Genomic DNA, 12,399 nt, shown 5'->3' with positions numbered 1-12,399 from the left:
AAGCGTTACCGGGAAAGCCCCTGCCGAGCATGGCTCGGCACTACCTGCGTTTGCCCCCTCCCTTTGCCGCAGGCAAGGGGAGGGTTGGGGAGGGGTAGGCCTTTCATTGGCTGGCTGAAGCGGATGTTCATCAGGCGACCGTACCTGGCTGTCGATTCACACAATTCCGCCTACCATGCAGCGGTCCCCAACTGGCACGTCTTTCCATGCAACGACGCGACTTCCTGCGCAATGCCGCTGCCGCCCTGGCGGCGTTCGGTCTTCCGGCCTTCACCGCCTGCGCGGCCGGCAAACCCGCCCAGTTGGGCCTGCGCCGCCTGGGCCAGCCGCAGCCTTTCGACTTTGCCACGCTCAAGGGTCAGGCTCGCGCATTGGCGCAGGCGCCTTACAAGAGCCATAAGCGCACCCTGCCGGGCGCGCTGGAGAAGCTCGACTGGGATCAGTACCAGTCCATCAGCTATCGGCAGGACCATGCGCTGTGGGCGGACCAGCCCGGCAAGTTCCAGGCCAAGTTCTTCCACCTCGGGCTGTACTTCCATTCGCCGGTGCGCATGTTCGACGTGGTCGACGGCAAGGCGCAGGAACTGGCCTATGACGGCGCGGCCTTCAACTACGGCAAGAGCGGCATCCACGATGGCGAGTTGCCAGCCGACCTCGGCTTTGCCGGTTTCCGCCTCAATACCCGCAGCGATACCGACCGCGATTTCGCTGCCTTCCTCGGCGCCAGCTATTTCCGCGCGGTGGGCAAGGAAGGCCAGTACGGGCAATCGGCGCGAGGCCTGGCCATCGATACCGGCATGGGGCGCCCGGAGGAGTTCCCGGACTTCATCGCTTATTACCTGGAGCAGCCTGCCGCTGATTCGGACACCATCGTTGTTTATGGCCTGCTGGATTCACCCAGCGTGGCCGGTGCCTATCGATTCGCCATCACCAATGGCGATGTGTTGCTGATGGATATCGACAGCGCGTTGTATCCGCGCAAGGAAATCGAGCGGCTCGGCATCGCGCCGTGCACCAGCATGTACCAGGTTGGTGAGAACGACCGCCGCATGGATTGGGACTGGCGCCCGGAGATCCACGATACCGATGGCCTGTCGATATGGAACGGTGCCGGCGAGTGGATCTGGCGGCCGCTGTGCAACCCGGCCAACCTGCGTTTCAACATGTTCGTCGACAACAACCCGCGCGGCTTCGGCCTGTTGCAGCGTGACCGCAACTTCGACCATTACCAGGACGACGGCGTGTTCTACGAGAAGCGCCCCTGCCTGTGGATCGAACCCAAGGGGCAGTGGGGCGAGGGCTCGGTGCAGCTGGTGGAGATTCCCACTGTCGATGAAACCTTCGACAACATCGTCGCCTTCTGGAACCCCAAGGCCAAGCCGCAACCGGGCCAGGAGTTGCTGGTCGGCTATCGCCTGTACTGGGGCGCCGAGCCGCCGGCACGTCCGCCGCTCGCCCACTGCGTGGCCAGCCGCACCGGCCTGGGCGGCATCATCGGCAAGAAGCGCGAGTATTTCTCGTGGCGTTTCGCGGTGGATTTCGAAGGCGGCGAACTGGCCGGCCTGATCGACAAGGCCGACGTCGAGGCGGTGGTGGAAACCAGCCGTGGCCGCGTGGAAGTGGTATCGGCGCGCCCGCTGCGTGAGATCAAGGGCTACCGCGCCATGTTCGACCTGGTGCCGCCGGACGGCGGCACCGATCAGATCGACGTGCGCCTGTACCTGCGCAGCGGCGGCAAGACCCTGACCGAGACATGGTTGTACCAGTACACCCCGCCGGCAGCCGGTGCGCCGGAGCGGACGTTGTATTGAAGGCTTTGCTCAAGCCCCTCTCCCGTTTACGGGAGAGGGGTTGGGGTGAGGGGAAGCTTTGAGAGCCAAAGCAGCGCTTCGCGCCTCCCCTCATCCGCCCTCCGGGCACCTTCTCCCGTGAAGGGGAGAAGGGATGCATCACTTCCTGCGAGTTTCTCCTACAACGGCAGCGGCGCCTGCATCGGATCAATCCGCCCTTCGCCGCGGGTGATCTTCTTGAACTCGGCGCGGCTCACCGACACATATCGGTCATTGCCGCCGATCTCCACCTGCGGGCCGTCCTGCACGGCAAAGCCGTTCTCGTCCACGCGCACGGTCATCGTCGCCTTCTTGCCGCTGTGGCAGATGGTCTTGATCTCCTGCATCTCGTCGGCCCAAGCCAGCAGGTACTGGCTGCCTTCGAACAGTTCGCCGCGGAAATCGGTGCGCAGCCCGTAGCACAGCACCGGGATGCGCAGCTGGTCGACCACCTCGGACAGCTGCCACACCTGTGATTTGCTCAGGAACTGCGCCTCGTCCACCAACACGCAGCCGAGCCGGCCGTGGGCGGCAATGTCCTGCTGGATCAGCTTCTCCAGGTCGGTATCGCGCTCGAAGGTGGTGGCTTCAGCCTGCAGGCCGATCCGCGAGGCCACCACGCCGGTGCCGGCGCGATGGTCCAGGTGCGGGGTCAGCAGGGCGACGCGCATGCCGCGCTCGCGGTAGTTGTGCGCGGACTGCAGCAGGGTAGTGGTCTTGCCGGCGTTCATCGCCGAATAGTAGAAATAGAGCTTGGCCATGCCGCATTTTACCGCGCCAGCCGGCGCTCACGGGCGATGGCTTACACTGCCTGCCTGCGACTGAAACCACCCCATGCTGGACTCCCTCAATCCCCCCCAACGCGCGGCGGCTGTGCACGCCGAAGGTCCTCTGCTGGTGCTGGCTGGTGCCGGCAGTGGCAAGACGCGCGTGATCGTCGAGAAAATCGCCCATCTGATCGGCATTCGCCGCTACCCGGCCCGCCGTATCGCCGCGATCACCTTCACCAATAAGTCGGCCAAGGAAATGCGTGAGCGTGTGGCCAAGCGCCTGCGCGCCGAGGACGCGGCTGAGGTCACGATCTGCACGTTCCACGCCTTGGGCCTGAAGTTCCTGCAGATCGAACATGAACAGGTGGGGTTGAAGCGCAACTTCTCCATCTTCGATGCCGACGATGCCGGCGCGCAGATCAAGGATCTGCTGGGCGGTACCAACGCCAAGCCCGACGACATCGAGGACATGAAGAACCTGATCTCGCGGGCCAAGAACTCCGGCCTGTCACCCGAGCAGGCAATGGCGGCGGCGCGCAGCAACCGCGAGAAGGACGCGGCGATGGTCTACGAGCTGTACCAGACCCGTCTGACCTCGTTCAATGCGGTCGACTTCGATGACCTGATCCGCCTGCCGGTGCAGGTGCTGGAAGAACACCCGGATATCGCCCTGGCCTGGCGCGAGCGCATCGGCTATCTGCTGGTCGACGAATGCCAGGACACCAACGATGCCCAGTACCGCCTGCTCAAGCAGTTGGCTGGGCCCGCCGGCAACTTCACCTGCGTGGGCGATGACGACCAGTCGATCTATGCCTGGCGCGGCGCCAATCCTGAAAACCTGCAGCAGATGGGCGTGGATTACCCCAAGCTGCAGATCATCAAGCTGGAACAGAACTACCGTTGTTCCAACCGCGTGTTGCGCGCGGCCAATGCGTTGATCGCACACAACCCGCACGAGCACCTGAAAACCTTGTGGTCGGACCAGGCCGACGGTGAACGCATCCGCGTGTGGGAATGCCGCAACAGCGAGCACGAAGCGGAAAAAGTGGCAGCGGAAATCCATTTCCTGGCGACCAGCCGCAAGATTCCGTGGAGTGATTTCTGCATCCTGTTCCGCGGCAACTTCCAGTCGCGTCCGCTGGAAAAAGCGATGCAGCTGGTCGGTGTGCCGTATCACCTCAACGGTGGCACGGTGTTCCTTGAACGGCAGGAAGTGAAGGACACGCTGGCGTGGTTGCGATTGATCGTGAACCCGGACGACGACACGGCTTTCATGCGCGCGGTGCAGTCGCCCAAGCGTGATGTCGGTGCAAGCACGCTGGCCAAGTTGGCGGAGCTGGCGTCCGAGAAAGACATTCCGATGGCGCAGGCCGCCGAGAGCATGGGCGCGCTGGCACAGCTCACCCCGCGTGCGGCCAACAGCCTGAGCAAGTTCACCGACATCCTGCGCGCGTTGCGACTGGACATGCGGCAGATGAGCTCCGGCGACCTTGTGCGGCGCGTGGCCAAGGACTCGGGCATGCTGGCCGAACTGCGCCACGCGGCCAAGGACACTGCCGGCTATGAGCGTCGGGCCAACAACCTGGAAGAACTGGCCTCGTGGTTCGAGAGCGGTCCGCGCGGTGCCAGCGCCGCCGACATGGCCGCGCAGCTGGCGCTGATCTCGCGCAACGACAAGGATGACGGCGGCAACCAGGTGCGGATGATGACGCTGCATGCGTCCAAGGGGCTGGAGTTTCCGTACGTGTTCATCGTTGGCTGCGAGGACGGCGTGCTGCCGCATCAGGTCAGCCTGGACGAAGGCAATCTGCAGGAAGAGCGGCGCCTGCTGTACGTGGGCATTACCCGCGCCAAGATCCAGCTGTGGATGAGCTTCAGTCGTTTGACGCGCAAGTTTGGCGAGCACATCCGGCTCAAGCCGAGTCGGTTCTTCGATGAAATTCCGGCCGGCGAGATCCAGCGCGATGGTGCCGATCCGGTAGCTGATGCCGTGCACAAGCAGGAGCGGGCCAAGGCGGGTTTGGCGGCGATCCAGGCACTGTTTGATTGATGCTTGTCTCCTCCCCTTTGGCGCCGCCAAGGGGGAGGCCGGGAGGGGGTAGCTTTGGTCCCGGGTTTTGCGCTTTGATTGGGGCCTACCGCAAACAGCCCATCAGCCCTCCCTTGGCCAACGGAGACGGCGGTAGTGCCGAGCCATGCTCGGCAGGGGCTTTACCGGCAAAAACCAGAGCACCCCTCCCCAACCCTCCCCTTGGCTGCGCCAAAGGGAGGGGGCAAAAGCAACGAGCCCGCCATGCCCTTGATCCAGACCGAACGCCTGCAACTGCGCCTGCTGCGTGACGACGACGGCGATGCCGCCGCGATGCTGCAATTGCTCAACGAACCGGGTTTCCACGAATTCATCGGCGACCGCGGTGTGCGCACGCTGGAGCAGGCGCGCGAGTACGTGCAAAAGCACACCTTCGGCAGTTATGCCGTTAATGGTTTCGGCATGTATGCGATTGAACGCCGCAGCGACGGCGCCTGGTTGGGTAATGCCGGGCTGGTACGACGCGATGGCCTGCCCTGCGCGGATGTCGGTTATGCCTTGCTGGGTGCCTACACCGGCCAGGGCTATGCACTGGAAGCCGTGCAAGGCGTACTTGCCTACGCGCGCGGCACGCTCGGCCTGGGTGAACTGCGTGCGATCGTCTCGCAGGGCAATGCGCGCTCCGTCGCGCTGCTGGAGAAGGTCGGCTTCCACGATGACGGCACCGTGGTGCTGCCGGGCAAGGACGAACAGCTGCTGCTGTTCGTCAACATGCCCGCTTCAGCCGCGTAGCCCGGGTGAGCGCCGCGCTTACCCGGGCTACGGTCAGAATGCCCGCTGCACGAACTCAGCCGCCCAACTGCTCCTGCAACGCCGCCAATTGTTCCTGCAGGGCAGCAACGGTCGCCTCCAGCTGCTGCACGCGCTCTTCCAAAGCGCTGTTGTCGACCATGGCGGCAGCACCCGCCGGCGCGCGGTACTGCGCCGCCAGAGCATCCACGTCCACCGCACCGCACAGCAGGTGCATGAAGCGGTCCTCGCGCTGTCCCGAAGCACGCGGTAGCTGCACGACCAGGCCACGCTGCTGCATGCGGTCCAACTGGTGGCGCAGGTCGGCGGCATCGGCGAACTTGGCCATACGCTCGCTGCGGGTGGTCAGTTCACCGGCGGTCTGCGGGCCGCGCAGCAGCAACAAGCCGAGTAGTGCGACCTGCTGGCGTGGCAGGTCGAGCTTGGGGCCGGTCAGGTGCTCGTAGCGGTCGGCACGCGAGGCGAAGTGCTGGCGCACCAGGCCCAGCGTCTCCAGCTGGCGCAGCGCGTGCTGCACCTTGCCGGCTTCCAGGTTCATCACCGGCTCGCGCGCGGTCTTCTGGTTGGCGGCCACCTGGGTGGCATTGACCGTCAGCGGATAGGTGTCCGGGGTTGTGGCCTCTTTCTCGATCAGGCAGCCCAATACGCGCGCCTGGGCGGCGTCGAGGATGGGGAAATCGGGGGGCTGGCTGGCGTCGGTCACGGTCCGGGCTCCGGTCTTGCTAGGGGGGCGCAAGCATAGCTGAGAGCCGAAATCCGGGGTAAAACCCGGGTCAGGACCGGGTGTCGATACGGAATCCGATCCTGACTCTCGGTTTAGCCCGGCAAGGCGGGCAAAGCGGGGAGCCGGTAAACTTGCGCGGTTTTCAAAGATTCCCGGTAGTTCCCATGTCCCGATTCCCCGCCCTAACCCTGCTGGCCGGCGCTGTGCTGTCGCTGGCTGCCTGCAGCTCCACCGCGCCGCTGAGCCGTGTTTCGCCGTCCCCGGCCGATGCCGTCGAGGCTCCGGCCAATGCGCCCAATGACAACCTCAATGCCGTGCTGTGGGTGCAGCGTTCGCAGGAGTACCGGGCCAGCGCGCTGCAGACCTGGAGGCTGGCCGCTGCACAGCTCGACGCGGCGCTTGCCGATGGCAGCTGGACCGCGCTGCTGCCGGAAGAAGGCGGCAAGCACCAGTCGGCCAAGTTGAAGCCGGCGGTGGTGGTGGATGTCGACGAGACCGTGCTGGACAACTCGCCCTATCAGGCGCGCTTGGTGCGCGATGGCAGCAGCTACAACGACGCGACCTGGGAAGCCTGGGTGGATGAGCGCAAGGCGCAGCCGGTACCCGGCGCGGTGCAGTTCGCGCAGGCCGCCGCCGCCAAGGGCGTGACCATGATCTACATCAGCAACCGCACCGCCGCGATGAAGGACGCCACCATCGCCAACCTGCGCGCGGTTGGTTTCCCGGTCGCCGATGACAGCGTCTATCTGGGCCTGGGCACGCCGGTGCCGGGCTGCACCGAACACGGCAGCGAGAAGGGCTGCCGCCGCCAGCTGGTGGCGCAGAACTACCGCGTGCTGATGCAGGTGGGCGACCAGTTCACCGACTTCCTGCAGGTCGAGGACAACAGCCTGGCCGCGCGCGACCTGCTGCTGGACAAGTACCAGGGCTGGATTGGCTCGCGTTGGTGGATCCTGTCCAACCCCACCTACGGTGGCTGGGAAGGTGCGGCCATCAACAATGCCTGGTCGCTGCCGGCGGACCTGCGCAACGGGGCAAAGCGTGAAGCGCTGGAGGTGGCCCGATGAGCCGCGCACCGCTGCCGCTGCGTAACGACGAGCGCCTGATCTTCGCCCTCGACGTGCCAGGCAAGGCCGAAGCCATCGAATGGGTGGACAAGCTCGGCGACGCCGTGTCGTTCTACAAGATCGGCATGGAGCTGCTGGCCTCGGGCGAATACTTCGACGTGCTCGACGAACTGGCCAAGCGCGACAAGCGCGTGTTCGTCGACCTGAAGTTCTTCGACATCCCGGCCACCATTGCCGGCGTCATCCGCCGCCTGTCGCAGTGGCCGGTGAGTTACTGCACCATCCACGGCTGGCACCCCGGCATGATGGAAGCGGCCGCTGCTGCCAACAGTTCGGAGATGCGCCTGCTGGCGGTGACCGTGCTGACCTCGATGGGGCGGCCGGACCTGGCGCAGATGGGCATCGACCGTGAGCCGGTGGATGTGGTGGTGGAGCGCGCGTTGGCCGCGCAGCGCGCCGGCATCGACGGCGTGATCGCTTCCGGCCAGGAAGCTGCGCCAATCCGCGCTGCTACCGGTCAGGGTTTCTCCATCGTCTGCCCCGGTATCCGCCCCGGCGGCCCGGTGGGCGATGACCAGCAGCGCACCGTGGGCGTGGCCCAGGCCTTTGCTGACGGCGCCGATGCCATCGTGGTTGGCCGGCCGATCCGCCTGGCCGCCGATCCGCGTGCGATGGCGCTGGCTATTCAGCGTGAAATCGTCGAATCAATCAAATAAAATCAATTACTTATATAGTTGTTTATAAAGTGTTGCTTTAACTGAATCGGGCGCGTAGGCTACGTCTCGTCCGGCTCTGCCGGCGATGCGTCAAACATGTCTACCGGTCCCGTACCGGTTTGAGGAGGTCTGTCACCGGAAACGGGGCGGCCTCTTTTTTTTGTCTGGGATTTGGGAGTCGGGATTAGGGATTCGTAGCGGGCAACAGCGCTCGTCGCTTTGGGGAGTGAGGCTCCTGCTGTCCGCCTTTATCCAATCCCCAATCCCGACTCTCAAATCACCGCTCCACCGTGACGACCGTGCTTGCCGCTGTCACCGGGCAGGCATCAAGATGCTTGGCCTACGGGAGGATCGCCGCCGCCATGCAACGCCGTTCACTACGCAGTTGCCACACCATCATCCTGGCCTGGGTCTGTCTGGTTGCCCTGTTGGCGGCCTGCAAGCGCAACGCCGAGCCCCTGCCCGGTGCCGCCACCGAGCCGGCGGCGGCGGTGCGCCAGCTGACCCAGCACCTGCGCAACAACGATCTGGTCGGCTATGCCCGCGCTGCGGTGCCGCCGGCCCAGTACGCCGAACTGGAGGCGGCCTGGGCGCAGGGCCATAGCCGTTGGCCGCTGACCGAACTGCCCTTGGACGAAAAGCTGCCTGCGCTGCTGGCCACGCTGTCGGAGCAGGATGCCGAGCGCAAACTACAGCGGGCCTTCAAGGCGCAGTTGGAGGGCCAGACCGCCGCCGTGCGACAGGCCGCGCATTCGCTGGGTCTGTTTGGCGTGCAGTACATCAGCCACCAAGGTGACTACAACGCAGCCGAACGTGCGCACTACGTGCAGCTTGTCACCGCGCTCAGCGATTGGGCCCAGACCGCGCCGTTGCCGGACCCCAAGCTGGCGCAGACCTCGATTGCCACCCTCACTGCTGCCGCCCGAGCCACAGGCCTTGCCGGTGAGCAGGCCTTCCAGCAGGCCGGTATGACCGGCAGCCTGCAGAAACTGGGCCCGTTCGCCGCCGCAAGCAAGCAGGTGCTGGCCTCTTATGGCCTGAAGCTGGATGAAAGCGTGGATCAGATGCGTACCGGCCTGGTCTCGCAGGATGGCGACCGTGCCACCGTCCGCGTGCAGTACCCGTTGGCGGGCAAGGAGCTGGACCTTGAAGTGGCCTTGGTGCGGCATGACAAGCGCTGGTATCTGGCACGCACGCTCAGCGATGTGGACGCCGTGCTGGTGGCTGCGCGCGCTGCCGAACAGGCCAAGGCCGACGCCTTGCAGGCGACCGAAGTCCCAGACCCGGAAACAGCAGACAACGCCGCAGCGGCGGCTAAGCCATAATGGCGCCGATGTCGAAACAGAAATCCCAGCCCGACCAGGGCGAACTGCTGCCGCCGGACGACGCCAACGCGACGCCCGCCACTCCTGCTGCCATCGTGCCGGGCGCCTCTGTGCGACCGTCACCCGCGGCCCGTGCCGCGCGTCGCCCGTGGTGGGCGCGTCTGCTCGGCAAGCTGATCGAGCCCTGGCTGGGCCTGAAGATCGAGCCCGAGCAGGCCGGCCAGCACAACGATGGCCGCCCGGTGGTGTACGTGCTGGAGGACTACGGTCTGTCCAACGCACTGATCCTGGACAAGGCCTGCCGTGATGCCGGCCTGCCGTCGCCGCTGGTGCCGCTGGCCGGCGACCCGACCGGACGCAAGCGCGCCTATGTGGCGCTGTCGCGGCGTTCCAGTAACAGTGCACTGATCCCCGAGCAGCGCGGCGCCAAGACCCATTCCGATTCGCTGGCCAAGCTGCTGCAGGCGCACCGCATCAACCCGGGCCTGGACGTGCATCTGGTGCCGGTGTCGATCTTCGTCGGCCGCGCCCCGGACAAGCAGAGCGGCTGGTTCGCGGTGCTGTTCTCGGAAAACTGGGCGCTGGTCGGCCGCTTCCGCCGCCTGCTGGCGATCCTGCTGAACGGTCGCGACACCATTGTCCGTTTCGCCCCGCCGGTATCGCTGCGCGGCACCGTCGACGAGGGCCTGGAGCCCGAGCGCACCGTCCGCAAGCTGCAGCGCGTGCTGCGCACCCATTTCCGCCGCATCCGTGAATCGATCATCGGCCCGGATCTTTCGACCCGTCGCCTGCTGGTGGACAAGGTGCTGGAAGCCGATTCGGTGCGCGAAGCGATTGCCGTGCAGGCCAAGCGCGACAACTCCAAGACCACCGACGCCTGGAAGAAGGCGCAGGGCTATGCCTGGGAAATCGCCGCCGACTATTCCACCCCGGTGGTGCGCTCGGCCAGCTTCATGCTCAGCCACGTCTGGAACCGCATCTATGCCGGCGTGCTGGTGCACCACCTGGACAAGTTCAAGGAAGCCGCGCCTGGCCATGAAATCATCTACGTGCCCAGCCACCGCAGCCACATGGACTACCTGCTGCTGAGCTACCTGCTGTACGACCGCGGCATCGTGCCGCCGCACATCGTGGCCGGGATCAACCTCAACCTGCCGGTGGTCGGCACCTTGCTGCGCAAGGGCGGCGCGTTCTTCATCCGTCGCTCGATCAAGGGCAACGCGCTGTACTCGGCGGTGCTCAGCGAGTACGTCGCGCAGCTGGTGGCCGGTGGTTACTCGATCGAATACTTCGTCGAAGGCGGGCGCTCACGTACCGGTCGCCTGCTGCAGCCCAAGGGCGGCATGATCTCGATGACGCTGCGCGCCTTCCTGCGCCAGCCACGCAAGCCGGTGCTGTTCCAGCCCATCTACGTCGGCTATGAAAAGCTGATGGAGGGCAACAGCTACCTGGACGAGCTCACTGGCCGACCGAAGGAAAAGGAATCGATCTGGGCGCTGCTGTGGGGCATTCCCAAGGTGCTCAAGCAGAACTACGGCCAGGTGGTGGTGAACTTCGGCGAACCGATCGCGCTCAACGATGTACTGGCCAAGATGGCGCCGGAATGGGATGGCCAGCCGGTGCCCGAGGACGAGAAGCCGAGTTGGTTGTCCGGCACGGTCGACACGCTTGCCGAGCAGATCCAGGAGCGCATCAACGCCGCCGCCGACGTCAACCCGATCAACTTGCTGGCGCTGGCGTTGCTGTCCACGCCCAAGCACGCGATGGGCGAGGCCGACCTGATCGCGCAGATCGAGCTGTGCAAGAAGCTGCTGGTGGAAATGCCGTACTCCGACCGGGTCACTGTCACCCCGCATTCGCCCGAGCGCATCATTGCCCACGCCGAGGAAATCAACGTCCTCACCCGCATCAAGCACCCGCTCGGCGATGTGCTCAGCGTGAGTGGCGACACCGCGGTGTTGTTGAGCTATTTCCGCAACAACGTGCTGCACCTGTTCACCGCCTCGTCGTGGGTGGCCTGCTGCTTCCAGAACAACCGCCGCATGAGCCGTGGTGGCCTGCTGCGGCTGGGTCGCGGCCTGTACCCGTTCCTGCAGGCGGAGTTGTTCCTGCCCTGGACCGAGGACGAATTCGCCGCCCGCATCGATCAGACCATCGACGTTTTCGTACGCGAAGGCCTGCTGCAGCACGTGGGCGAGGACGATGGCGGCATGCTCGCGCGCAGCACCGGCCAGACCGATGAAGTGTTCCGTCTGCGTGCGATTGGCCATTCGCTGCAACAGGCATTCGAGCGCTATTACATCGCCATCTCGGTGCTGGTGAAGAACGGCCCGGGCACGCTCGGCGCTGGTGAACTGGAAAGTCTTTGCCAACAGGCCGCACAGCGCCTGAGCCTGCTGTACGCACCGGCCGCACCGGAGTTCTTCGACAAGACCCTGTTCCGCGGCTTCATCCAGAAGATGCGCGAACTGCGCCTGGTCTGGCCGGACCAGAACAGCAAGCTGCTGTTCGACGAGCGCCTGGATGCCTGGGCCAAGGACGCCAAGTTCATCCTCGGCCGCGAACTGCGCCACACCATCGAGCGCGTGAGCCCGGAAGCGGCGAAGCCGGACGTGCCGCCGGCAGGTTGAGGAAGGTCCCTGTAGAGCGGAGCCATGCTCCGCTTGGGCTCTACCGATGAGGCATCTGCCGAGCATGGCTCGGCACTACCGATTGATCTTGTGGGAGCGGCGTAAGCCGCGAAGCCACTGCTCGATCAGGGTGCAGGCATGCCGGTGATTTCAACGCTGCCGCGCTTCGCGGCTTACGCCGCTCCCACAATCCCTGCTGGGTTGATGGGGTGTATTGGAAAGCCCCTGCCGAGCATGGCTCGGCACTGCTGTTTGTTGGCGGGCTTTGCGTTGAGCCGCGCTCAGGCTGGCTCGTCCGGGATCAGCATGCTTTCCAGCTTGGTGATGCAGTCCTTGAGCTGCAGCTTGCGCTTCTTCAGACGCTTTGCGTCCAGGTCGTCGTCGAGATTGGCCGCCAGTTTGGCGATACGTTCGTCCAGGGCGCGGTGTTCGGCCCGCAGCTCGGCGATGCGCTGGTTCAGCTCGTGGATTGGCGGCAGCTCGGACATGCCGCCAGCTT

Annotated in this window: 10 protein-coding genes; 7 read left to right on the top strand and 3 right to left on the bottom strand. The window is 65.2% G+C overall.

What is annotated here, in order from left to right:
- Positions 1-206: 206 nt before the first annotated feature.
- Entirely contained in the window at positions 207-1,811 is a 1,605-nt protein-coding gene (locus ACVOMF_RS18370; RefSeq protein ID WP_481510545.1) for an OpgD/OpgG family glucan biosynthesis protein, read from the top strand.
- A 158-nt stretch (positions 1,812-1,969) separates the two neighbouring features.
- Here ACVOMF_RS18370 and ACVOMF_RS18365 read toward each other — a convergent pair whose 3' ends face one another.
- Entirely contained in the window at positions 1,970-2,590 is a 621-nt protein-coding gene (locus tag ACVOMF_RS18365; RefSeq protein WP_282272281.1) for a thymidine kinase, read from the bottom strand.
- A 76-nt stretch (positions 2,591-2,666) separates the two neighbouring features.
- Here ACVOMF_RS18365 and ACVOMF_RS18360 point away from each other — a divergent pair, with 76 nt between their 5' ends.
- Positions 2,667-4,649 (top strand): UvrD-helicase domain-containing protein, encoded by a 1,983-nt coding sequence (locus ACVOMF_RS18360; protein ID WP_481510547.1) that lies wholly within the window; start codon positions 2,667-2,669, stop codon positions 4,647-4,649.
- A 243-nt stretch (positions 4,650-4,892) separates the two neighbouring features.
- On the top strand, positions 4,893-5,420 hold the full coding sequence (locus tag ACVOMF_RS18355; protein ID WP_481510544.1) for a GNAT family N-acetyltransferase: 528 nt from the start codon (positions 4,893-4,895) through the stop codon (positions 5,418-5,420).
- Between the two features lie 55 nt (positions 5,421-5,475).
- Here the strand turns inward: ACVOMF_RS18355 and ACVOMF_RS18350 are convergent, their stop codons facing one another.
- Positions 5,476-6,141, bottom strand: coding sequence for a YceH family protein (locus ACVOMF_RS18350; protein ID WP_481510543.1), 666 nt, complete (start codon positions 6,139-6,141; stop codon positions 5,476-5,478).
- 185 nt (positions 6,142-6,326) lie between these two features.
- Between ACVOMF_RS18350 and ACVOMF_RS18345 the strand changes: the two genes are divergently transcribed.
- From ACVOMF_RS18345 to plsB, 4 genes are all read left to right on the top strand, one after another.
- Entirely contained in the window at positions 6,327-7,229 is a 903-nt protein-coding gene (locus ACVOMF_RS18345) for a 5'-nucleotidase, lipoprotein e(P4) family (RefSeq protein ID WP_481510542.1), read from the top strand.
- Complete coding sequence (pyrF, locus tag ACVOMF_RS18340; protein ID WP_481510541.1) at positions 7,226-7,945, top strand: orotidine-5'-phosphate decarboxylase; 720 nt, start codon at positions 7,226-7,228, stop codon at positions 7,943-7,945. The genes ACVOMF_RS18345 and pyrF overlap by 4 nt, the downstream gene beginning before the upstream one ends.
- Positions 7,946-8,307: 362 nt before the next feature.
- On the top strand, positions 8,308-9,270 hold the full coding sequence (locus ACVOMF_RS18335) for a hypothetical protein (protein WP_481510540.1): 963 nt from the start codon (positions 8,308-8,310) through the stop codon (positions 9,268-9,270).
- A gap of 8 nt (positions 9,271-9,278) precedes the next feature.
- Positions 9,279-11,900, top strand: a complete 2,622-nt coding sequence (gene plsB / locus ACVOMF_RS18330; RefSeq protein WP_481510539.1) for a glycerol-3-phosphate 1-O-acyltransferase PlsB — start codon at positions 9,279-9,281, stop codon at positions 11,898-11,900.
- Positions 11,901-12,181: 281 nt separating this feature from the next.
- On the opposite strand, the gene ACVOMF_RS18325 is transcribed toward plsB, so the two are convergent.
- The gene (locus ACVOMF_RS18325; protein WP_481510546.1) at positions 12,182-12,388 is read right to left on the bottom strand and encodes a YdcH family protein; all 207 of its coding nucleotides are present in this window, start codon (positions 12,386-12,388) and stop codon (positions 12,182-12,184) included.
- Positions 12,389-12,399 lie beyond the last annotated feature (11 nt).

Source organism: Stenotrophomonas sp. STEN022, from assembly GCF_056760155.1.
Note: the sequence above shows the minus strand (reverse complement) of the source record. Positions and strands in the feature narration are given on the sequence as shown.